Origin of the sequence: Emcibacter sp. (assembly GCF_963675455.1) — a bacterium.
Taxonomy (GTDB): domain Bacteria; phylum Pseudomonadota; class Alphaproteobacteria; order Sphingomonadales; family Emcibacteraceae; genus Emcibacter.
Genome location: NZ_OY776217.1, coordinates 2,458,072 through 2,481,867, shown reverse-complemented (window position 1 = coordinate 2,481,867; position 23,796 = coordinate 2,458,072). Strand labels below are relative to the sequence as shown.

Genomic DNA, 23,796 nt, shown 5'->3' with positions numbered 1-23,796 from the left:
TTATTCCCCGGTTAACAGCAGTATGGTTTTGGTCTCCACATAGGGCGTGATGCCCTCGACACCGCCTTCCCGGCCGATCCCGGAACATTTGAAACCGCCGAATGGCAGGGTAAAGTCTGCATTCATGCCATTTTGCGCCATGTTGCCCGCCCGCAACCTGCGACCGATGGCATAGGCAGCCTTGGCATCATTGGTAAAGACAGAGGAATTGAGGCCGTACTCCGTATCATTGGCCAGTTCCACCGCATGATCAATGTCCTTGGCGGGGATCAGAGCCAGAACCGGTCCGAAGATTTCCTCCTGGGCGATTGTCATGCTGTTGTCTACATTGGTGAACAGGGTCGGCTCGAAATAACAGCCCTTCAGACCCCCCACCCTTTTCCCGCCATGGGCAAGGGTCGCCCCCTCCTTGATGCCTGTTTCAACATACTGCTCAATGCGTTCCAGTTGCCGCTTCATGGCCACCGGTCCCATCTCAGTGGCCGGATCAAGCGGCGAACCCACTTTGACATTTTTCATCTCTGCAACAATGGCCTCGGCGATTTCGTCATGACGGTGAGCCGGCACAATGGCCCGGCTCAGCATGGCGCAGACCTGGCCACTCAGGATCGTAATGGTGCGGGCCAGGATCTTTCCGGCCATCTCCGTCGGGAAATCATCCAGTATGATGGCCGGGGACTTGCCGCCCAGTTCCAGGGTCACCCGGGCCATGCGGGCACCGGCCACACTGGCGATATGGCGACCAGCAGCGGTTGAGCCGGTAAAGCTGATTTTATCGACGCCGGGATTTCGCACAAGCTGGTCCGCAGCCTCGCGGTGGGCGGCAACCAGATTGACAACGCCGGACGGCAGGCCAGCCTCTTCAGCGGCCTCTGCGATGATATAGGCTTCAAGCGGCGTTTCCGGTGACGGCTTCATAATCACCGGACAGCCGCTTATCAGTGCCGGGGCAATCTTCTGGGTCATGATGGCACAGGGCATATTCCAGGGCGCAATGGCGGCCACAACCCCCACCGGTTCACGGATGATGTGGGCCGTATGACCGGGCACAGTGACAGACGGCTGGCTGGTTTCCCAGGCATAGTTTTCACCAATGTCGGCATAGGCCGCCAGTGTCTCGATGGCGCCACCTGCCGCCATCGGGGCAAAGCTGGCAAGAGCCCCGATTTCTGCGGTAAAGGCAGCCGCCAGTTCCTCTGTCCGTCCGCGCAGGATATCCGCCATGCGGCGCAGTGCATTTGCCCGCTCACTCACGCTCATGGTCGGCCAGGGACCGTTGTCGAAGGCCTCCCGCGCCGCCGCGACCGCGGCATTCACGTCAGCCGGTCCAGCTTCTGCGACAACCGCGCAGACCTCTTCCGTATGCGGAGAGACAACTTCAATACTGCCGCCGCTTGTCGCTGACACCCATTCCCCGCCGATAAAGAGCTTGTCCGGATGCTTGATGTTTACATTCTCAGGTAAAACAATTGCCATCTTCATATTCCTTTTGTTCAAGTGTTCAGACCGGATTTCTCCGGGTACAGACAGACATCAGTAATTAGACATGATCACCAGGCCTTTGGAATCCAGAGGCTTGCCGGCTTCCTTCAGCGCTTTTTCCCGGGCATGTTGTTTGCCCTGCAGGTCGATCAGATAGGCGTGGATCGCTCCTACATCCTCTTCCGACAGCAGGTCGTCCCAGCGCGGCATTCCCAATCCGACCAGCAGCCCTTCCAGCAGTATGTCCCTGAACATCTCATGTTTTTCCGGCGTCAGGCGCCGCAGGTCGGGACTGATGGACCGGGCCATATTTGAGTGGCACAAGGCACAATTGGCAAAAAACAACTGGGCCCCTTTGCCGATCACTTCAGGAGTCACATTTGCAGCCTGCGCCGGCGGTTCCGGTGCTACTTCCAGCGGCGGCAATAATGCGGGCTTTTCCACCGGTCCGCCATCCAGTTTAAAAACCAGAATACGGTTGGTATTTTCATATCTGTAGGGGGCGCTGTAATCCGGCACGAACGACCAGCCGCCGCCGCCCCACCCGGCGGCCACGGCTACATACTGAACTCCATCCACCTTGTAGGTCGAGGCACCGGCCATAATCGCCGATCCTGTTTCGATCTCTTTCAGGACTTCACCACTGGCGGCATCACGAACGAAGAACTTTCCATCAATGGAACCATGGAACAACAGGCCTGATTTTGTCACAAGAGCACCGGCCCGGTCCTGCCAGCCTTCCCTGTCGATTGCCCATATGGTTTTCCCGGTCATCGGATCGATTGCCCGCATCTGGGAATAGCCGGGATTGTCCCGTACCCACTCCATCTGCGGCAATTTTTCAATCTGTTCCCTCAGATGCGGCGGCATGTTGGGAAGAAATGCCTCAAGACTGGTGGTGAAGATCAGGGAAGCCCCGGCGTTCAGCCCCCTTTCCCGGTGCGGCTGTTCGCCGGGGAGCATATACATCAGGTTTCCCATATCCAGCACGGAGGCGTAATAGATGCCTGTTTCCGGATCAAAGGCCGGCGGATACCAGTTCCTTGCCCCGGCCGACGACGGAAAGACAATCTTCGGTCCGGTGCTATAATCGGAAAATTCTGGCGTCAGTTTCGGCCGGCCGGTTTCCAGATCATAACCGTCTGCCCAGCTTGTTCTCACCAGTGCATTGGCGGCATGCAGTTTACCGGTCTCCCGATCGATCACATAAAGATAACCGTTTTTGGGCGAATGGATAATGACCGGACGCGCCTCCCCGCCGATTTCCATATCGGTCAGAACCATGGGCTGGGTCGCCGTAAAGTCCCAGCTGTCACGCGGTGTTTCCTGATAGTGCCATTTAAGCTTGCCGGTCTGCCGATCCAGGGCAACGATCGAAGAAAGATAGAGGTTGTCGCCTTCTCCTTCGGAACGGGCGGCATGGGAATAGGGCCCGCCGTTACCTGTACCTATATAAACGGTATCAAACCGGGAATCGTACACAATGGCGTCCCAAACGGTGCCGCCGCCACCAATATCCCAGCGGCTGTTCTCCCCCCAGGTCTCCAGGGCATGTTCGAGGTCTTCTGTTTCCTGCGGGCCCTCGCCGGGATCATGGGGTATGGTATAGAAGCGCCAGGCCAATGATCCGTCTGATATATGGTAAGCACTGACATACCCGCGCACATCAAACTCGGACCCGGCATTGCCGATCAGAACAAGATCGCCGGCCACTTCAGGCGCACCGGTGCTTGAATAGCCCCGCTCGCGATCGACAATGGTATCCACCCGCCAGACAATTTCACCGGTCTTTTGATCCAGTGCGTATAATATGCCATCCAGCGCACCGACAATTATTTTGCCATCCGCAAGGGCAACGCCCCGGTTTGCCTGATCACAGCAAACCACCCGGTTGACCTGCATATCCACTTCGGGTTCAAACAGCCAGAGTTCCTCGCCGGTGGTGGCATTGAGGGCGAAGACCCGGCCCAGGTTGCCGCTTGTATACATGATACCGTCAATAACAACCGGGGTTGCTTCCTGTACCCGGTTGCTGCCGAGTTCATAGGACCAGGCAAGCCCGAGACTGTTCACATTTTCCTTGTTGATATCTGTAAGACGGGAATAATGACTGTCACTTTCATCGCCACCCGGCAAAGGCCAGTTGTCACCAGCACCAATTGCCTGGATTGACTCGTCGCCGGTCTCGACACAGGCAACGCATGAAAGCCCCAGTACTGCTGACAGGAGCAGCTTTGCAAATTCATTCATTCGTCTCTACTTCCCTTTACACCGGCCACAAATGCCTGTGCGTCAGCATGACCTCACGCAAAGACTTGGGAGCTTTGCCGGAAATACGCTCTACATTGTCATTAATCTTGTTGAAATAGCCTTCCCTGATCGCCTGACCGAAAGTCACCATGTCGTCGCTTGACCAGGGGATCGGTCCGTCCGGCACAATATCACTGGCATGGCGCGGGGCACCAAGGGAGTCGAAATAGGCAAACATATCTTCGTCGCCGGCCGGGACCACTTCGATAGGCCTTCCGATAATTTCGCCGGCAATGGCCATGGCCTCAGGAATGGTCAATAACTCCGGCCCGGTCAGATCGTAGGCCTTGTTTCGATGTCCTTCCTGGGTCAGCACACCGACCGCAACCGCCACACAGTCATCACGTGACACAAAAGCCACCTTGCCTTCGCCGCAGTTATCAGGCAGCTTGCCCGCAATCAGCGCCCCCGGCACCATGGCGCCGGCGATGGCTTCCGCATACTGGCTGTCCCTGAGGAAGGTCCAGTCGGCGCCGGACTGCTCCATGATTTCCTCGGTCGCCCGGTGATCAAGCTTTACGATCGCCGGGTTGTCAGGTTCATCCGCACTGATGATGGAAGTGTAGGCAATATGATTGACACCGGCCGCAACAGCAGCCTCGATTGCATTGCGATGCTGTGAGACGCGGGTGCCGACCCGGGCCGTACTGATCAGCAGCATTTTGGTGCCGCCCTCAAAGGCAGAACCAAGTGACTCCGTGTCATCGAAGTCCGCATAACGCACATGAGCGCCCTGCTTTTTAAACTCTGCAAGTTTTTCAGGACTGCGCGACGTCAGGATAATCTGACCTGCGGGTACTTTTTGAAGAAGCAATTCGGCCGCAGCACGGCCAAACTGGCCAGAGGCCCCTGTAATAATAATCATGAAACAACTCCCTGATACCCGGTTACGGGTCAATTCTTGTTTACAACTGTAACATATGTTATTATTAATTCAAGACCTAACAAACGAATTAAAGGGAGGAACATGGTGAAACTGAAGATTGAAGACAGGCTGGCATTACAGGATCTGATCGCCGCCTACAGCTGGGCCCTGGACACAGGCGATGTAGAGGCGCTGGTCGCCTGCTTTACCCCGGACGCCCGTATGGTGGAAGAGGTATTCGAGGACCCGGATATCTGGGAAGGTCACGACGGCATCCGCGCTATCGCCGAACATTACCGTAACGCCCCCGGCTTTCCCGGCCGCCAGCACCATGTCACCCAGATCCAGTATTTTCCGCAGGACGACGGTTCTGTCAAAATGCGCGGCTTTGCCTTTGTCACCGAATGCGAAGGTGAACCCCCTTACCTGCTCCGCTTCACCGGCTATTATGACGATCTGGCGGTGAAATGCGATGACGGCAAATGGCGTTTCAAGCGTCGGACAATCCGTCTGTGGGACGGGGAAATCCTCAAGAATTTCCCGGGCCACGGTCAATGGGTGCCGCGCAAACGTCCCGACTCCCTCAAAATCAGGAAATAGCCCGCACTCTATTTTTTGTTCTGGCCGGACAGATAGCGGGCTATGGCCTGCATCTGTTCGTCCGAGACCTCGCCGCGCGGTATGGCCGGCATATTGCCGATGCCGCCGCGGGCGGCCTCCATCAGATACTCAGCCGTCAGGTCAGTTCGTTCCTCAAGAAGGGGCTGATCCACACGACGGGCCAATAAACCGGTCCCCATGCCCATCACCCGGTGGCACATGGCGCATTTTTCATGAAACAGAGCCTTGCCGTCAACCGCCCGATCTGCAGGTTCTTCGCCCCGTGCGCAGACAGTGAACACACCCGAAAGCATCACCAGAACAACCAGACGACGGGCTTTAATTCTCATAACAGTTCCCCTGCTCATTTTGTCCTCTCCCCGTCATATCTCTTCGGCCAGACACCGCTTTTGCCGGGGGCGATAATACCGCCCGGGTCAAGAGCATTCTTGACCTTCTCATTGAGCCTGAGCAGCGCATGGTCATTGAAGTCGTATGTCGCCGCCACCGTATCCATATAATCAAGATGAGTCCGGTATTCCCCGTACCCTTCTTCGCGGGCATCACTGATCAGGCTGCGCAGGAAGGGATCCACCCTGGTCATCATAGCCGGGTCGTCCTTGTTGATCAGCACCGCATTGACGTTGATGAGGTGGCGTTCACCGAAGGCAAAGCTGGCCTGATAATCCATCCCAAATTCCTTGTAGCGGGCATAGGTGCGCTGGAACTGGCGCATGGCCAGCTTGCCGGATTGAGGCAGCACCGGTGAGAAACCGATGTGCCCGCCCCGTCCGCCATGCCAGTTGGCATTCTGCATGGGGAATGTCAGGGGCACACCGACCCAGCCGCTTTTTTCCATCTGTTCCCCCTGGCGCCATGACGTCGGCCGGAGCTTCATCGGCTTCAGATCCGTCATCGCCTTTTCCAGAATGGCATAGGCCGCCTTGTTGACGCCTTCCCGGCCATAGAGCCTCAGGCTGACACCCCACCAGCCCATGCCGTATTTCTTCCGGATCGCCGCAATAACATCATCGGACAGGGCGCCCGGTTTGTCCGTCCATTCATCCCGTGTCGTCAGGATGGCGGCGGCCCGAAGCCAGTTGCCGATGGTCGGGGATTGCTGAAGGAGCCCCTCACGCCTTAGCGGTCCGATGGTATCGATCAGTGGGCCCAGATCTTCCGGGTTATCAAATTCAACATCCATTCCCATCACTGATTCCGGCTCCGGCATCAGCCACAGGCCCATTTTGGTGACAATGCCAAAATTTGACTGGACAAACATCTGGTCCCAGGCCGGGCCAAATCCGTATCGGTACAGCAGCCATGTCGGTGAGTCCGTCAACGCCCCCATGCCGGTACGCACAAGGTCCCCGTCCGGCAGCACCACCTCCATGCCGCAGATCTTTGAGGTGTGGTCCCCGTAAGGCGTATATCCCATGCCACGATCAAGCGCGTTACCGACAACCGAGCCCCAGCTGTTGCCGGGCACGGACATCCACAGTTTGATGTTATTTTCCTGCAGGTAATCATAAAGGTCATAAAAGCCGACACCGGGCTCAAGGAGCACCGTGCCGTTTTCTTCATCGACCTCGATCTTTTTCATCCGTGAAAGGTCAAGAACGACTGAACCTGACAAAAGCGGCGCGGAGCCGCCATAACCAAGGTTTTTACCGCGACTGATCGGCCACAGCGGCACTTTATGTTCCGCCGCGATTCTGACAATGACCTGTATTTCCTCGGCACTTGACGGCGCAATTGCCCCCAGGGCCCGATGAAATTCATCATTGACGGCAAATTTGTCGGCGTAACTGTCAATGTCTTCCTCTGCAAAAAACAGGTTGCTTTCGCCAACGACGGAAGCAAAGCCCCTGAGAGCCGCCCTCAATCCGCCTGGAGTAAGCCCGTCGGGCAGGTCAGTTTTCACCAAAATTAATCTCTCCTTTTTATTTCTTTGTCAGCCACACCCGGGGCCGTCGATCCGGCCATCCGTTTCGATGTCAGTATACAGGATAATACAAAGGCACTTCCCATTATCCCCGCAAGAGGCACCAGAGTTGTCTCGGGAAGCCAGGATATTGCAGCGCTGGCCCCTGCCGTACACATAAGCTGGATCGTACCAAGCACGCCGGTCGCAGCCCCCACATTCTGTTTAATGGTATCAAGAGCCGCCACAGCAGCCGGGGTCAGCATGAGCCCCGCAAACAGGAAGACAAACATGGAATAGATCATAAAAATCAACAGGTTTTCCTCACCCATCAAAATAATCACGCCGAGCACAAGAGTAGCAACAACTCCGGAAAGGCCCACCCGGCGCAGCAGCACTTTCGGTCCCCATATTCTCATAAGACCGGGGGAAAACTGTGTAGCCACAATGGAACAGAGTGCGTTGATGGCCAGAAGAAAGCTGAATTCCATGCTCGAAAGGCCAAACATGTCGGTGAAAATGAAGGGTGCCCCGGTGACATAAGTGTATGGAATGATGGTGGCGATACCCGCGACTAAGGCGCTCTCAAAAAATCTTCTGTTCGTCAGAATATCACTGTAATGGGACAGAATTGAAGTTTCCCTTTTGATCCGGGCCGAGGGCGGCAGCGATTCAGGAAGGTAAAAACGCACAAGAAAAACAGCCGATACGCCAATTAAGGCCAGGACCAGAAAAAGCCCCCTCCATGGCAGGACTGTCATCAGGAAACTGCCCGCCAGCGGCGCCAGGATCGGTGAAATGCCAATAATCAGAAAACTGTTTGCCATCAAACGCGCTGCATGATGGCCGGACGCCAGATCACGTATCATCGCCCGGGAGACTGCCGTCCCCGCGCAGATCCCGAACCCCTGCATGAACCGCAGTAAGATCAACTGTGTAATTCCTGTACTGGCAGCACAGGCGATGGAAGCGGCGACAAACAAGCCAAGGCCGATATACAGCGGCAGCTTTCGTCCAAATCGATCTCCGAACAGTCCAACCGGAATCTGTGCTACGGCAAGCGCAAAGAAGAACACCGACAGGGTCATTTGCACCTGGTCCGGTGACGCCTCAAACTCCCGGGCCATGGCCGGAAAAGCCGGCAGATAGAGATCAATTGAGATCGGCCCGATTGCCGACAGAAGGCCGAGGACAAGCCCGAGATGCAGCATCGAGGACCGGCTGATCGTCTGTGTTCCTGTCTCGGCCATACTTTCAGGTCCCATATATGATCGGCATTAAAACCATAACAAATGATATATTTATAATGCCTCCAGTGCACCTGCCTGCAAAGGTCTGGGACACTGGAGGAAATTTGATCTATTCCCGAAAGAAATTATTCTCCGTGTTTGGCCTGGGCAAGCTGTGCGGCCGACACCCACCAGCCGTGCACCTGCGCCTTCATCGGAAGCGGCAGCAGCACCCTGGCCACGGCCCCCGCTGACACATTGCCGGCATCAACAATCCAGAGCTCGGATTCAAAAACATTATCCTCAACCTGCCGGTCCACGACCATCATGAGCCAGCCTTCATGGGCCGGATCTTTGGCCGGTATATGCACCGGTTCATTCAGTCCCATACCGAAACCAAGCGGCATCATGTCGAGGCGACGGGTTTTAGGCTCGATCCGCAAAAGGGCATTGAAGGCCACGCCGACCGGTCCACCCGGTAGCGGTGGTCCGCCTTCCGGATTCATACTCAGATACCAGGCGGAATCATAGGGCCTGCCCTGGTCCCTGTCGCGCAGGCGCGGCATATCACCCGGCGGACCAAGCGGTGTCTCTACAATGTCGTCGCCATCCTTGGACATATCCACTGTCCAGCGAATCAGACCGCCGCCGATTTCGGACTGGTTACAGTGAATGCCCCCGGCTTCACGCATGAAAGGGAAGGCATTGGTGTCCGACAGGCACAGATCCATATGGATCAAATCACCCTCATCGAAGGCGTTGATCAGATGGAAACAGGAGACACCTTGCCGTCCCTTGAACCAGCGGATGTCTTCCACCTTGCCGTACCGGGGCATCACAGCCACCCAGCTTTCCAGGTCCTGCTGGTGGGCCCAGTGGGCCCCTCCTGCCTTCAGTCGGTCCAGATCGGCGGTGGTCGGGAAGAGCGGGAAGATGGCGTATTTCTCGGTAATGACAAAATCATGCATGGCGGAGACATAGGGCGCCTCAAACCATTGCTCGGAGACCAGATTACCTTCCTTGTCGGCGATACAATAAGAAATCTCCCGGCTGCACAATCCGCCTGCCTCATACCCGAAAAAGAACATCTCCCCGGTGTCGGGATCAATGCGGGCATGTGCCGTCATGGTCTGCGACTTGAGCGCCCCGTGATAATCCCATGACCCGAGGGTCTCCAGCGTATGGGGATTGATTTCATAGGCACGCCCGTCTTCCTTGGTCATAAACAGTCGTCCGGCATGCCAGATAGGTGTAGTGTTGGATACCGTACGGTCCACCCCTTTTACGGAAGGATCATCGGTGAAGGGATTACGATACTTCCCGAACAGAGCCTTGCGCGCTTTTTTCTCCGCCTGGTATCGCGCGGTTTCGACATACCGGATGTCGTAGTCCACGTTTCCATTTTCGAACATGAACTTCGCGACCATACCATCAGCGGAAAGGGCCACATCATCCTCAAACATGGGCGGATGAGCCGGATCCGGCACGGCACGAAAAAACGCGCCCTGGATGTCCGACGGAATTTCTCCCTCGACGATAAGATCCCTGACTGATGCCTCGGCGCGAACAGGCGTATTAAGCCCGGTAAAATGAATAGTCGATGGAAAAAGCTTCATCCCTTGTCCTCCTTGTCCCAAACCTCCGGCCATTTACATTTACAAATTATAATGGCGTGACTTAATAATAACAAATGTTACGATTATAGCAAGCAAATGATCTCAAAAAATCAGGCCCTTTCCCAACAGGATCACAGGACAGAAATTGACAAAAAAGGAAAAGGCTCCGGGAGTAACGCCCCGAAGCCTTCTGAACTCGACTATATTGTTTCCCGTTCAAAGCTACATATTAAATATAGAGCTCTTCATTGATTGGAATATTGTTCGCCTTGCAATAGCTTTCGTAATGATCCATGTACCACCAGACGTCGGCGGTCATCACAAATTTGCCATTCTCATCGTAAAATTCATTGGCGCCCTGCATCCAGCCAAACAGCTTTACGCCGTCCTCATGTTCGGTGACCAGAGTATGGGCCTCACCGGGAACTTCGTAAATGAAGGATCCTGGCGTTGCGACCCACGGATATTCCAGATACCGCACACTGCCTTCAAGACACATCATAACGACATAACCGCGATGCTTGTGGGTTCCGACCACGCCGGGCCCCTTCATCCACAGGATATTGGAATAAATATTCTGACGAACGTCAAATGCCAAATGTTTGATCGCCGCATTTTCACCGAAAGGCACCCACGGGCTGTCTTTCTCTTCGGCACCGACAAACCTGCCTTTGCTCCCTCGTGCATCAATGAGGTCACGGAAAAGCTCGGGAACCTCGACGATTTTCTTTGCCGTAGACGGCGGTGCAGTCATTTTCTGTTCTGACATCAAAATTTCCTTTCAGATTACCTGCCGAAAGATTGAGTAACCAATCTTTCAAAATTTACAAATGATGGATTGTTGTTTTATTGATGGCAGCAAAAGCGAGGGAAAGGATGACTTTCCCTCGCCAGATAGTTTTATCAGAAGTTCCGTTTCACGGTCAGCGCCCAGGTACGGGGCATTCCAGGTGCACCGGAAATGGTGTTCGCACCAGAAGTCGGGCCACCAGTCTGCTCATACAGAGAGGTGAAGTAATACTCGTCGAAGAGGTTTCTTACTTCGAGAGATACCTGCCAGTCCTCTTCAGCGTCCCTCCAGGTCAGGCGGGCATTTCCGAGGAAATAACCGTCGATCTTGTTGGTAGCATAAAGTGTGTCTATCTCACTGAGATCAGGTGAACGGGACGCTACAGCACGGTTATCGATATTGATGGCTTCAGTATAGATTTTGGACTGATAAGTTCCATCAAACCGGGCTGACAATGATCCACCAAGAACATCCTCGATATCATACTGGATACCGAAGCTGAACTGAATCTCCGGTGTATACGGCGTAATCATGTCCAGGGTCAGACCACCAAGAGCCGATTCGGAAGCATTCAGCTCGGTGTACTGGAAATCCAGATAGCTGAAAGACCCATCGATGCTCAGGGCTTCCGTCGGACGGATGATAGCTTCCAGTTCCACACCCTTTACTTCTGCCGCACCAACATTGTTCGGCTGCAGACAAGGTGTAACCGGACAAGCCGCCAGGGTCAGGATAATATCCTTATAGTCATTGTAGAAGACTGCACCGTTCAGGCGAACCGTACGATCAAACAGGTCTGCCTTGAACCCGGCTTCATAAACGACCATGGTTTCCGGTTCAAACTGCTTGATCTGGTTACAGGGTGCGATAACGCCTTCTACACATTCGCCTTGGGAACTTCCGAAGAACGGACGGGGGTTAAATCCACCCGCACGATAGCCGGTCGCCACCTGGGCATAGACCATAAAGTCTTCGTTCAGGCGATAATCAACAGCGATGCGCCAGTCTGTACGCTTTTTCTTGAAGGGAGGCGGTGTTTCTCCTTCCAGGCCAAGCAGCAGACAGTTCGGCGCGTTACCCACACCGGTCGGGCCATGAAGTGTCGGAGGCGGACCCTCTCCAGCCTGGAAAGCGGCTAACTGTGGAAAGAATGCACATACTTCAGAGGGAACGGTCAGGTCAGGATTACGGCGATGGAAGACATATTCCTTTTTGTCTTCTGAATAACGCAGACCACCGGTGACATTGAAATCATCAGTCACATGATAGATGAAGTTACCGAACACAGCCTTGTTGGACGCCGGGGTCGGATCAGGACCGTGAATGAAGTCGATGCCTGCATAGTTCAGGTCAACGCGGGCATTCAGGGAACCATCACGATCAAAGTAGAAACCGCCCACGGTCAATTCCAGGGCATCGTCCATGAGAGCCGCATTCAAACGCAGTTCCTGGCTCCACTGGCTGTTGTCCATACGCTGTTTCAGTTGCTGGTTGGCCAGCGGGCTGTTGTCCACGTCCTGGGACCAGTCGGAGACAAATTCACGCCATGCAGTGATGGAGGTGAGCTGCAGATTATCTGAAATATCATAGACGATATTGGCGACAACCCCATAGTTATCCATATTCGTGTGCGGATCGAAGGCAACAGGTTTATAAGGTGCCTGGCTTGTCGCCGGGGTCTGGTCGAGGAAGGTACCATAGCTGATATAACGGCCGTCATATGCGGTCTGTGTGTCGCAGGAATTTACGCCTGCAGGCACAAAGCTACAATCCAGCGGAATGACACCGCCATCAATTGTGCTGGGCAGCCAGGGCTGACCATCTGCATTGGTGCCGGGGTGGTTGCCGTAAATCAAGACAGATTCAATGGCTTCTGACCGTTCACGTGTATAGTCACCGGCAATGTTGATTTCCAAAGTCTCAGACGGAGTCCAGCGCAGGGCGATACGACCACCAGTATAGGACTTGCCGCCCAGAGTACCAACCACAGGGTTTGCACCGTTCGAGACAACAGGAACACCGGAACCCGGGTGCGATAGACCGTAGTCAACGCGCTTCACATGGCCGTCCTGGCCTTTGGATACACCGGAAACACGGGCAAACAGGTTGTCGGTAATGGCAAAATCGAACATGCCGCGCATTTCGATACGGTCATACGACCCGTAAGTCATCTGCATATAGCCGCTGTCGTCACCCTGGGGTTTGGCGGAGAACATCTTGATCGCACCACCGATGGCATTACGACCGGACAGTGTACCTTGAGGACCGCGCAGGATCTCGACACGGTCAAGGTCCATCAGGTCCATCAGAGAACCGGTCAGGGACGGCATGTAGACATCGTCCACATAAATCGCCACACCCGGTTCAAGGGCATAGTTAAAGTCGGTTTGCCCGACCCCGCGAATGAAGGCGATCATGCCTGAGCCGTTCTGCTGGCCCTGCGGGGTAAGAGTTACGTTAGGCGCCTGAGCGGCGACTTCATGGATGCTGGTCTGGCTGCGTGCCTCCATAATAGCGCTGTTAACAGCCGTAATCGCAAGCGGTGTATCCTGCAGATTCTGTTCACGGAACTGAGCCGTAACCACAATCTCCTCCAGCATCATCGTGCCCTCTTCCTGGGCCTCCTGTGCTAAGGATGGCGAAGCTGCCAGCGCAATGCCGGCCAAGCTCGTCCATCGTAATAATGCGGACGTAAATGATTTCATTGGTGTTTGTCCTCCCTAATGAAGTTGAGTACTAGCAATTTTACCAACACACAGCGTATATCTTTTCAACAAACCCCAAAGCCTCAAAGGCCGCACTGCTTGCGATGATATCCCTATTGTCTTGCCCGCGTTGGCAGGTCCTCCCGTTCGGCCGGAATTGCCCGGACCTTTTTGATCATAAAGAAATTTCTTATGTATTTCAAAAAATTTCTCTTATATGAATATTTCATTCATGCGAAAATAGCAATACGGGAATTCGTTTCTGTTGTAGTTACCGGTATTCAGGCTTCGGGCCGATGCTTCTTTACTCACTCTGCTCTAGCCCCTATGCACAGAAAAATTATGGAGTTTCACAATCCTGGCATTTTCGACAGGCGGCCAGAGTTGGATTAATGCCGTACCCAGAGACTATATTATATAGCAGATTGCAATTAAAGTCCTTCATGATAGTATTTTGCCGCAATCTGGACATTAACCAGACCTCAGTATCAGATAAAGCGAACTGTAAAAATAATGCAGAGTAACACACCAAAGAACAGGGCAAATGTTAAGTCGGCAACACGGACACTTGACATCATCGAATTCGTTGTCTCCCGGAAAAGCCCGTCGGTAGCACAGGAAATCTCAGATGCCCTGGCTATCCCGGTCAGCAGCCTGTCCTATCTGCTCAACACCCTGGTGGAACGCGGATACCTGGTGCGCGACGGACGGCGTTACAGTCCCGGACCGGGACTTGAACGGCTGCAGGCGCCGATGCCCAACTTTACCGTGGTGGACCGTGTCACTCCCCTCGTCCGCAGCCTGCGGATTGAACTTAACGAAACGACATCTTTTTTTGTACGGCGCGGATGGCAGATTGAATCATTGATCACAGAGGTAAGCGATCATGCCCTGCGGTACGCCGTGCCTGTCGGCCAGATTCTTCCGCTGCACAGTATATCGTCGGGAAAGGCATTACTGGCCAGTTTCCCGGACGAAGAGATAGATACATATTTCAGGGAGGCCCATCGTGATGCCATGACGAGAAACACTGTCGTCTCGGAACAAAAACTACGCGCCGAGATTGAGGATATTCGCCGCACCGGAATTGCCTATACCCGTGAGGAGCATACGCTTGGCATATGCGGCATGGGACGCGCCATTCGTATCGATGGAGAGGTCGGCGGAGCAATCAGTGTTGCCATTCCCCTGGTGCGCTATGACGACAGAATTGAGGAAAAGGTGGCAAGCCTGCTCAACAGAACAGCGGAACTGCTCAATATTAGCTAGAAAAAACTGCAGCCTAGTCTCATTATTAACTTTAAGAAATCTATATAATAAATTGAAAATAAAATATTTTATGTAATATACAATTATACAAACGCGCCGGTATATGCCGACAGGATTTGTGATATCAGCCTGATCTGGTCATGGGCCCCGGGCTCAGAATCCGACCTCAAATTCATGACGGAACATAATGCCCAGAATATGGTCATGAGCCGTTTCCTCATTGATTTTCAGTTTGCTGTATATGTAGCCAATATCGATTTGCAGGTCATTTTCAAAAACATACCCCAAGGACAGCTGTAACTGGTGAGTATCTATATCCTCAATATCCTGGTCGACAGGGGTGCTGGACACCCTGGAATAGGAAGCAGCCGTTTTCCAGTTCTCGTAAAAAACTGTGCCTCCCAGCGTAATAATATCCCGGTCCTGCGCCTCCCCTTCGGCAATTGAAAGACTCACATACTCTATAAAGGGACTAAACTGCATGGCGCCGGCAAGGTCCACACTGCCGAAAAGGGCAAGGGCAATTCCTGTTTCATCATCATCGCCTCCCTCGTCCACAGCATTTTTCATATAGCTTGTCGAATATTCAAGCTCAAGGCCCGGGACAGGCAGGCTTCCCTCCAGTGAAACCGCATAGGAAGAAAAATCCCCGGTGTTGGCCAGACCTCCATCACTTCTACTGAGACGTTCCCGGGAGGCAACAAGGGAACCTGACAGGAAGCTTGTGTCGGTAAAATAGCTCTGCAGGGTCAGGGTATGTTCCCCAGCGTCATCCGAGCCAAAACTGTAGCCCGCGCCAATCCCGACACGTTCGAGCTGTTCATAATAGTCCTCGGGCAGCTGGTGACCAAAGGGACCCGGGGCAAGTTCCCGCCCTACGCCGAAGATCGGATTGAACTTGCCGGCAAAAAAACGTGCGTTTCCCGTTTTATAGGCCAGGAAAACCTCTTCCATAAACAGCCCCATCTGCTGGAAATACTCGTTTTCTTCGAAAAATTCGCCTTCCTCCTCGTTCACCTCTTCAAAGCCCACACCCACCTGCAGCGTCAAGCCGGGGGCCAGAGGAAGAACCGCATCCAGTTCCAATTCACCGGTTATAAGAGAAGGCTTGGGTCCTTCCGAGGCAAAAAAGTTCACTTTCCACCTCTATCTCGAAAGAGGAGGAACCATCCGTTTCCTCTGCCTTTACCTCCCCAAATGCGGGAAGGAATAGACAGAGGTAAAAACAGGATATGGCGGGAGACCTTGTTAACACCGCCTCAGAATTTCACCTTCATACCGACATAGTAGGATCGGGGTTTCCCGGGGAAATACCTCTCATCGGTAAAGGTTGTATAGTCAGCGCGTTCGGCATATTTCACGTCGGTCAGGTTCATCACCCGAACAAACAAGGCATAGGTCTCTTTGACCTGAACATCTGCCCTGAGGTTCAGGTAATCATGGCCTTCGTATTTATGCAGGTTTTCCGGATCCAGGTAGTAGGATCCCATATGTACCCATTCCAGTTCCGTCGTAACCTTTTCCGTGGGCCGCCAGTTAAGTTGCATGCTGCCAAAATTACGGGGAGCTGCATCAATATCCTTGCCGTTCAGGTTGATCTCTTCGCTAAATAAATCAAATGTATAGCGGTGACGAGCGAAACTCACATTGCCCCGCACACTCAAACGGTCCGTCAGGTCAAGCTTGACCATGACATCGGCACCGATGTGGTCCGATTTGCCGCTGTCGACGTTAAAGAAGGACGAATCCCGGAAAATATAATTGTCCTTTTCCATGGCATATAAAGAAACTGTATAGCTCAGACGATTTCTTTTTCCCCGGACGCCAAGCTCGATGCTTTTGAGGCTGACCTTGCCCAGATCCGCGACTGTCTGCGCCCTCTGCAGGCGATACAGTTCCGTTGCCTGGGGGGCCCGGAAGCCGTGGCTCAGGTTCAGATAAACGTTATGGTTTTCGTCAAACTGGTACAAAAGCCCGATCTTGGGAGAAAATGCCGTATAATCATCTACCCGGCTTTCCGGCCGGGTATAGCGGCACCCTCCAAACCCGCATTCGTTCCCGTCTTCATCCACACGCCCGGATACCATGTTGTTGGTATAATCATAACGCATATATTCCAGACGGGCCCCCGCCAGGAGATGCAGCTTCTCGCTTATGGCCCAGTCTCCCTGCAGGAAAGCCGCAGCCATGATGCTGTCCACATCATAATCATATTGCTTGCCGGCCGGAATGGTCGCCTGCAGGAAAGCGGACCCTTCTGTCGGATTTTCCTGCGTCTGCTTCAGTGAACCACGGGTATATTCAAAATCTGCACCAGCGATGATCTCCAGATCGCTGTCTTCATTGATATAAAATCCGTTCTGAAGGCCAATGCTGGTCTGGCTGTTTTCCTCCAGAGGCGCCCCCGGCAGGAAGTGCATCAGGAATTCCATATCCAGAGCCCGAACATAAGGCGTAAACTGCCAGCGCACGTCATCACTGATCGCGGTGGAAAAGCGTGACCAATAACGCAAAGACTTCGCCTTGCGGAAAGCTTCCGGGTTGGGATTGGTTCTGGAAATGTCCCGGTCTTTGTAGACGTCAAGCCCGGTAATATATCCGGCTGTTTCCTGGTCAAGGTTAGTCAGTGAAAGGCTGGAAGAAATTGTCCATTCCTCCCCAGTATAATAATGGCGGAGATTGACTTTCTGCTGATCATATCCGGAATCATCGCGATATCCGCCATCATGGGTCACAGACACCATAGCCCTGAAACCGTGTTTTTCACCTGTAATACCCTTTGAGGCATTCAGGCGACCGAACTCGTTACTGCCCCCTTCCAGGCTCACCCGCCCTTCATCCGTATTCGCAGCCGGCGTTATAACGTTGATGATTCCGTGCAGGGCATTGGAGCCATACAGGGCGGATCCAGGTCCCCTGGTAATTTCTATCCGTTCTGCCTGCTCCGTAAAGGCTTCAAACAACTCGTTCACGTTACAAAAGCCTGCGGAACGCAGGGCAATACCGTCCTGAGCCATCAAAAAGGCCCCGCAGGCTCCTGCCCCGCTCAGCACAGGGGAGCGGATGGAGGCCAGATATTCCTGGCCATCATTTCGGGAGATATTCACCCCCGGCACCCGGACAGCCAGCTCGTTGATGTGAGTAGATCCGATAAATTCGACCTCCTCCCCCTTCACCAGGGCGAGATTTCCGCTTTGTTCGAATAAGGGTTTCTCGCTCCTGCTCTGGGTCGAAACCACTTCTTCAATTTCGGCTTCTTCCGCAGAAGCCAATGGCCCTGCAAGAATGCCCCCTAAAAGAAAAAGTGTGACTTGCAAAACAAGTGACTGGTTTTGAACTTCTTTTGATTTAAAATAATATTTCTTGATCATTTTATGACGACACCCCATGGGCGAATTCCTACCTCTATATTCTGAATATTTTTAAAAGTATTGGTATCAATGACAGATACACTGTTTGAGCGGCCATTGGCTACATAAAGCTTTCTCCCGGAAGGGGAAATTGCCATATTCCAGGGACGCTTGCCAACCGGAATAGTTGCTATAATTTCGTTGGTTTCCGTATCAATTGCGGAAACCGTAGCATCCCGTCCGTTGGAAATAAAAACACGTTTGCCTGTTCCCCGTCAGATCTAGTTGGACAAATCAAGGTTCTTGCCTAAGGTGATGTTTTCGGGTCTATCGAAGTGACGAAGGAACGAAAATGACACGAAAACATATACTCAAAAATCCTAAAGAAGGCAGCGCGGAAAAGACGGTGAAGGATATCCGGTCATTTCTGGAAAAATGTGCGAAAATCACCTCATGCCCGTCCGGAGAAGCACTTAAACCTTAAAACGGGCCACCATGGCAGCTGCGATCAGCAGGGGAACTGAAAACAGGAGAAAAAGTCCATGCATATCCCAGCCACTGGCGGTCAGCAGCCCTGCGATAATCGGGGCAACAATAGCGCCAACCCGGCCGAGGCCGGCTGCCCACCCTACCCCCGTCGCCCTGACCTTTGTCGGATAGATGTGAGCCGCAAGAGCGTATAGCGCGGTAAAAGCCCCCTGCAACAGGAACCCGATGATAAAGATCAGGGTGTTGAGAGCCAACAGAGCCTTCGGCTGGTCGAAATAGACATAGATGAGGAAAATGGCGGAGCCCAAAAAGAACAAAGCGATGGGTTTGGCAAGTTTTATCTTGGTGGCGATCAGCCCGATAGCGATAATCCCGACAACTGCGCCAAGGTTAAAATAGCTGAGCGCGTCAATACCGGCGGAGCGTTCGTAGCCACTGTCCACAAACAAGGTCGGTATCCAGGACAACAGGAAATAAAGAGTCATAAAACCCATAAAATAGGTGGTCCAGAGCGCCAGGGTCTGCCCCCTGAAGTCGTCATTGAGGATGCTTTTTACACTGGCGGCTTTAAGATGTGCCGCTTCGGCGTGCTCGGGAATCTCGTCAATGGGTTCACGTTTAAGGCGTTTCAGAATTTCATTGATCTTAACGAGATTGGCCTCCCTGTTTTCTTTCCTGGAGGCAAGATAATCAACAGATTCAGGCATGCTGAAATGAATAAACGCGCCCATAATGAGAGTGGCAATACCGCCGTAAATAAACAGCATTTCCCATCCCTGAGCCGGGATAATCATATTGGCCACCGGCCCCACGACCGTTGCACCGGAAGCATAGCCCATAATGGCCGTGGTGACCGCGATGTGCTTATAACGTGCCGGGGCAAATTCCGAGGCAATGGTCGCGGCATTGGCAAAAATAACCCCCACGCCCAGACCTGCAATAAAGCGTACAATCACCAGCAGAATGATGGACTTGGGCAGCAGCCCCGTCACAATCATGGATATACCGATGCTGATGGTGGCCAAAAGCAAAATCAGCCGTCTGCCATATTTATCCGCAAAGGGAGCCAGAAGAGCGGCGCCTACCGCCATACCAATCAACGCGGCAGAAAAAATCGGTCCCAGTTCAGCCCTGGAAACGCCCCATTCAACACTCAGGTAAGGCGCGGAAACCGACATTGCAATAACATCAAAACCATCTACCAGGCTGAGCAGGAATCCGATGGCCACAACAAGCAGCATAGTCGGTGTTACAGGACCGTTGTCTATGCGCTCTCTGATAATATTTGGATTACTCATTCTCGCTTTTACTCTCTGTTGCGGCACCGACAATACATCAAGTTCAGTATTTTGGGACAGTTTTTAAATAAACCAAATTCAGGCCGCCAGGACGAACCCGCCTGTTCTTGACAATAAATGTCCGCAATAAAGCCAAATAATATAACCACTCAATATAATATACTTTACTTATAATACTTAAAGCATATATTAATGCCAGAGGAGTAAAGAAACCCTATGACCGATCCTGACACAAGTATTGGCTTTCTGATGACCGACGTCTCCCGCCTGTTGCGGCGGAACTTCACACGTCGCGCCCAGAAACTGGGACTTTCGCAGGGCCAATGGATGACCTTGTTTAGAATCTTCCGGCAGGAAGGTGTGAAACAGGTCACTCTGGCGGAAAGCATGGAGATTCAACCCATCACCCTCGCCCGCCTGATCGACAGCCTGCAGAACGCCGGCCTTGTTGACCGGCGCCGGGACCCCGATGACCGGCGGGCCTTCAGGATTTATCTGACGGAAAAGGCTCAACCTCTTCTCAAAGAAGTGCAGCCCCTGTTGGCAGAAACCAAAGAAGTGGCGCTGGCAGGTTTTTCGGAAAAAGAAAAAACCGCGCTGCTACAGAAACTTAGCCACATTAAACAAAATCTACTGGATGCTGAATGCCTTTCCCCGGAACAGGCAACTGACAGGAAAATCAATAAAGATGACTAAAAACGGGTCCCCAAAAGATCAGAAAAAACAACGCAAGGCAAAGCTCCGCTTTATCCTGCTTGTCCTTGGCCCTGTGTTCACCATTTTCATCGGTGGCGCAATTTATCTGTCCGGCGGGCGTTATGTGGAAACCGAAAACGCCTACGTAAAATCCGACAAGCTGATGATCACCGCAGAAGTCTCGGGCCCTGTCACCGCCGTCCCGATACGTGAAAACCAGCAGGTCAAAAGAGGCGACATATTGTTTCGCATCGATGACCGTCCCTATCGCATTGCCGCCGAGGAACAGGAAGCCGGGCTCAAACGGGTGCGTGACGACATCGCCGGACTGAAAGCAATTTACCGGCAAAAGCAGGATGAGTTGGAACTGGCCGGGACAGATCTTGCCTATGCCAAAACAGTCCTGGACAGACAAAGAGAGCTTGTTGCATCCCGCAATATTTCCCAAAATAGCTATGACACCGCAAAGCACGCCTATGATGCGGCCGTGGTTAAAATAAAGGTCATTGAGAGCGAAAGAGCCGAGGTACTGGCAGACCTTGCCGGAGACCCGGACATCGCGCCGGAACAACACCCCCGCTTTCTTGCTGCCAAGGCAACTCTTGACCGGGCCCAGCTGGACCTGGACCGGACTGTTGTCCGTGCACCCTTTGACGGCATTGCCAGCAGCGCGCCGCAAGTGGGCCAGCAGGTAATCGGAAGCGGCGCCCTTAGCAGCCCGGTCATGACCCTGGTCAACAACCGGGACTTCTGGGTTGTGGCCAATTTCAAGGAAACCGACCTGACCAATGTGCGGCCCGGCCAGGATGTAAAAATCCATGTGGATACCTATCCAAACCTGGTCTGGCGCGGCAAAGTAGAAAGCCTGGCCCAGGCAACCGGTGCCGAATTCTCCATTATTCCGGCCCAGAATGCCACCGGCAACTGGGTCAAGGTGGTACAACGCATCCCCGTCCGCATTGCCCTGGAAACTGGCGACAGGGAAGCCGTCCTGCGGTCCGGCATGAGTACAACGGTGGAGATCGACACAGGTCGCAAGCGCAGTCTCGGACAAATTATCTCCGCCATGTTTCAGGGATCAGAGGAAACCACCTTTCAGACCGCAGAGGCAAAAAGCGGCTCATGAATGATGTCCAGTCAGATAGTTACACTCCCGTCCAGCGTGGCCTGGTCGTGGTCTCCATCATGCTGGCCACCATCATCCAGGCGCTGGATACGACTATCGCCAATGTAGCCCTGCCCCATATGCAGGGCAGTATGTCGGCAACACAGGACCAGATGTCCTGGGTCCTGACTTCCTATCTCGTCACCTCAGCCATTATGATTCCACCGACGGCAGCTATCGCCTCCCGTATCGGCTACAAGCGTTTATTCATCATTTCCGTCTGCGGCTTTACAATTGCCTCCATGCTGTGCGGACTGGCCACATCCCTGTCACAGATCATATTCTTCAGACTGTTACAGGGAGCCTTTGGCGCCGCCCTGATCCCTCTCAGTCAGACCATGATGCTGAATATGTATCCAAAGGAAAAACACGGCAGCGCGATGACAATATGGGGCATTGGTATTATGCTGGGCCCAATTCTCGGCCCGACCCTTGGCGGCTATCTCACGGAATATTACAACTGGCGATGGGTATTTTTTATAAACCTGCCCATCGGCCTTCTCGCACTGGCGGGAATGATTACTTTTATGCAGGAAAGCGAGAAGGAAAAACCAAGAAAGTTTGATTTCCTTGGATTTGCCCTGCTCAGTCTTTCCATTGGCGCCCTGCAGCTTATGCTGGACCGGGGAGAGTCCCAGAACTGGTTTTCATCGGCTGAGATAATCGTTGAAGCAACTCTGGCCCTTGTTTTTTTCTATATGTTCCTTGTCCAGATGTATACGGTTGACCATCCCTTCCTGGACCCCCGTCTCTTCAAGGACAGGAACTTTGTCGTCGGCCTGTTTATCCTGTTTTATGTCGGAATTCTTTTACTTGCGACCATGGCCCTGATGCCGCCGTTTCTGCAAAACCTGATGGGCTACCCCGTCCTGATGGTGGGATATCTGCTGGCGCCCCGGGGAGTGGGAACCATGATAGGTTTAATCCTGACGGGACGGCTTGTATCAAAACTGGATCTCCGGCTGTTACTTCTGATTGGCCAGTTCCTGATTATCCTTTCATTGTGGGAAATGAGCCGCTTTACAACGGAAGTCTCCAGTAACGCCATCATCTGGACCGGCATTATACAAGGTATTGGAATGGGGTTTATCATTGTTCCCCTGAATATGGCGGCTTTCGCCACACTGGATCCAAAATTACGGACCGAAGGCACATCAATTGCAAATCTGATCCGAAATATCGGCAGCAGTATCGGCATTTCTATCCTGGTCACCATGCTGGCCAGGGGCACTCAGGCAAACCATGCCATTCTTGCGGAGAATATTACCCCGTTTCGGGCGGCATTTTTCCAGCCTTCCCTGCCGTTGAACTGGGAATGGCATTTTGAAAGCGGCATCATCGCGCTGAATGCAGAAGTGACACGCCAAGCGGCGACCATTGCCTATCTTAACGACTTCTATCTTCTGATGATCGTGACAATATTGGCGTCCCCTCTCGTTTTGTTCCTGAAAAAAGCCGACCACCTGAGAACAGTTGACACCGCGGAAGCCGCTGAGATGATTGTCGACTGATCAAATTCAATCGACAGGCACTCGGGCACCCCTATACCAGAGAACAGGGCCGAACAAAAAGCCGGTCAAAACTAACCGGCGCCGGACGCCCCCTCTTCTGCCGGCCCCTTGAGCTCAATTCTATTGCCATCCGGATCGTTGATATAAATGGAAGGACCATAACCTTCTGCCCCATAACGACGGGCCGGTGCGTCACAGGAAATGTTACAGGCCCGCAGGTGCGCTATCAGCGCATCTTCATCCCATACTTTCAGCGTCAGGCAAAAATGTTCCATATTCCGCCTGAAATCGGTTCCCGGTCCGTTGGCGGCATATTTACTTTCCTGCAGGTCAACCAGGGCCTTTCCCGCCCTTATCTGGACAAGCCCGAATTCCTTCAACTCCCGTTCTACCGGGCAGCCCAGAACAGTGCCGTAAAATTCGATCATTCCCGGCATATTGTCGGTGATCAGGACGATATGATCCAGTCCAGAGACTTCAGGTGGCTTCAAGGCAGC

18 protein-coding genes and 1 pseudogene are annotated in these 23,796 nt (G+C 53.2%); 5 read left to right on the top strand and 14 right to left on the bottom strand.

The annotated features are described in order from the left end of the window. Genes ACORNT_RS11490 through ACORNT_RS11480 form a run of 3 tightly spaced genes read right to left on the bottom strand, consistent with a single transcriptional unit; the run spans nt 1 to nt 4,657 of the window. Nucleotides 1-1,476 (bottom strand): aldehyde dehydrogenase, encoded by a 1,476-nt coding sequence (locus ACORNT_RS11490; protein ID WP_321390748.1) that lies wholly within the window; start codon nt 1,474-1,476, stop codon nt 1-3. Nucleotides 1,477-1,533: 57 nt separating this feature from the next. Next, entirely contained in the window at nt 1,534-3,732 is a 2,199-nt protein-coding gene (locus tag ACORNT_RS11485; protein WP_321390745.1) for a PQQ-dependent dehydrogenase, methanol/ethanol family, read from the bottom strand. A 16-nt stretch (nt 3,733-3,748) separates the two neighbouring features. Next, nucleotides 3,749-4,657 (bottom strand): SDR family oxidoreductase, encoded by a 909-nt coding sequence (locus ACORNT_RS11480; protein WP_321390742.1) that lies wholly within the window; start codon nt 4,655-4,657, stop codon nt 3,749-3,751. 102 nt (nt 4,658-4,759) lie between these two features. On the opposite strand from ACORNT_RS11480, the gene ACORNT_RS11475 reads away from it, so the two are divergent. Then, the gene (locus ACORNT_RS11475) at nt 4,760-5,257 is read left to right on the top strand and encodes a nuclear transport factor 2 family protein (protein WP_321390739.1); all 498 of its coding nucleotides are present in this window, start codon (nt 4,760-4,762) and stop codon (nt 5,255-5,257) included. Between the two features lie 8 nt (nt 5,258-5,265). On the opposite strand, the gene ACORNT_RS11470 is transcribed toward ACORNT_RS11475, so the two are convergent. The 6 genes from ACORNT_RS11470 to ACORNT_RS11445 all read right to left on the bottom strand — a co-directional run bounded on the left by ACORNT_RS11470 (nt 5,266) and on the right by ACORNT_RS11445 (nt 13,521). Then, nucleotides 5,266-5,607 carry a cytochrome c gene (locus tag ACORNT_RS11470; RefSeq protein ID WP_321390736.1) on the bottom strand — a complete coding sequence of 114 codons (342 nt, stop codon included), beginning with the start codon at nt 5,605-5,607 and terminating at the stop codon, nt 5,266-5,268. A 14-nt stretch (nt 5,608-5,621) separates the two neighbouring features. After that, nucleotides 5,622-7,181 carry an FAD-binding oxidoreductase gene (locus ACORNT_RS11465; protein ID WP_321398079.1) on the bottom strand — a complete coding sequence of 520 codons (1,560 nt, stop codon included), beginning with the start codon at nt 7,179-7,181 and terminating at the stop codon, nt 5,622-5,624. Nucleotides 7,182-7,186: 5 nt separating this feature from the next. Further along, nucleotides 7,187-8,431 carry a multidrug effflux MFS transporter gene (locus tag ACORNT_RS11460; RefSeq protein WP_321390733.1) on the bottom strand — a complete coding sequence of 415 codons (1,245 nt, stop codon included), beginning with the start codon at nt 8,429-8,431 and terminating at the stop codon, nt 7,187-7,189. A gap of 125 nt (nt 8,432-8,556) precedes the next feature. Continuing rightward, on the bottom strand, nt 8,557-10,026 hold the full coding sequence (locus ACORNT_RS11455; RefSeq protein WP_321390730.1) for a carotenoid oxygenase family protein: 1,470 nt from the start codon (nt 10,024-10,026) through the stop codon (nt 8,557-8,559). Nucleotides 10,027-10,255: 229 nt separating this feature from the next. Then, a complete protein-coding gene (locus ACORNT_RS11450) occupies nt 10,256-10,795 on the bottom strand; it encodes a 2,4'-dihydroxyacetophenone dioxygenase family protein (RefSeq protein ID WP_321390726.1) in 540 nt (179 codons plus the stop codon). 134 nt (nt 10,796-10,929) lie between these two features. Next, on the bottom strand, nt 10,930-13,521 hold the full coding sequence (locus tag ACORNT_RS11445; protein ID WP_321390723.1) for a TonB-dependent receptor: 2,592 nt from the start codon (nt 13,519-13,521) through the stop codon (nt 10,930-10,932). Nucleotides 13,522-14,034: 513 nt separating this feature from the next. Here ACORNT_RS11445 and ACORNT_RS11440 point away from each other — a divergent pair. After that, nucleotides 14,035-14,790 carry an IclR family transcriptional regulator gene (locus ACORNT_RS11440; RefSeq protein WP_321390720.1) on the top strand — a complete coding sequence of 252 codons (756 nt, stop codon included), beginning with the start codon at nt 14,035-14,037 and terminating at the stop codon, nt 14,788-14,790. Between the two features lie 153 nt (nt 14,791-14,943). Here ACORNT_RS11440 and ACORNT_RS11435 read toward each other — a convergent pair whose 3' ends face one another. From ACORNT_RS11435 to ACORNT_RS11420, 4 genes and pseudogenes are all read right to left on the bottom strand, one after another. Beyond that, a complete protein-coding gene (locus ACORNT_RS11435; protein ID WP_321390717.1) occupies nt 14,944-15,927 on the bottom strand; it encodes a hypothetical protein in 984 nt (327 codons plus the stop codon). Between the two features lie 122 nt (nt 15,928-16,049). Continuing rightward, nucleotides 16,050-18,062, bottom strand: coding sequence for a TonB-dependent receptor (locus ACORNT_RS11430; RefSeq protein ID WP_321390714.1), 2,013 nt, complete (start codon nt 18,060-18,062; stop codon nt 16,050-16,052). 95 nt (nt 18,063-18,157) lie between these two features. Then, a pseudogene (locus ACORNT_RS11425) lies at nt 18,158-18,406 on the bottom strand (YncE family protein); the annotation flags it as partial. A gap of 207 nt (nt 18,407-18,613) precedes the next feature. Further along, entirely contained in the window at nt 18,614-19,927 is a 1,314-nt protein-coding gene (locus ACORNT_RS11420; protein ID WP_321390711.1) for an MFS transporter, read from the bottom strand. A gap of 216 nt (nt 19,928-20,143) precedes the next feature. Between ACORNT_RS11420 and ACORNT_RS11415 the strand changes: the two genes are divergently transcribed. From ACORNT_RS11415 to ACORNT_RS11405, 3 genes are read left to right on the top strand one after another with little or no spacing between them, the layout of a single operon-like run. Further along, nucleotides 20,144-20,623, top strand: coding sequence for a MarR family winged helix-turn-helix transcriptional regulator (locus tag ACORNT_RS11415; RefSeq protein WP_321390708.1), 480 nt, complete (start codon nt 20,144-20,146; stop codon nt 20,621-20,623). Next, nucleotides 20,616-21,749, top strand: coding sequence for an HlyD family secretion protein (locus ACORNT_RS11410; protein WP_321390705.1), 1,134 nt, complete (start codon nt 20,616-20,618; stop codon nt 21,747-21,749). Before ACORNT_RS11415 ends, ACORNT_RS11410 begins: the two co-directional genes overlap by 8 nt. Continuing rightward, nucleotides 21,746-23,299, top strand: a complete 1,554-nt coding sequence (locus ACORNT_RS11405) for a DHA2 family efflux MFS transporter permease subunit (RefSeq protein WP_321390702.1) — start codon at nt 21,746-21,748, stop codon at nt 23,297-23,299. The genes ACORNT_RS11410 and ACORNT_RS11405 overlap by 4 nt, the downstream gene beginning before the upstream one ends. Nucleotides 23,300-23,370: 71 nt before the next feature. On the opposite strand, the gene ACORNT_RS11400 is transcribed toward ACORNT_RS11405, so the two are convergent. Further along, nucleotides 23,371-23,790 carry a VOC family protein gene (locus ACORNT_RS11400; protein ID WP_321390698.1) on the bottom strand — a complete coding sequence of 140 codons (420 nt, stop codon included), beginning with the start codon at nt 23,788-23,790 and terminating at the stop codon, nt 23,371-23,373. Nucleotides 23,791-23,796 lie beyond the last annotated feature (6 nt).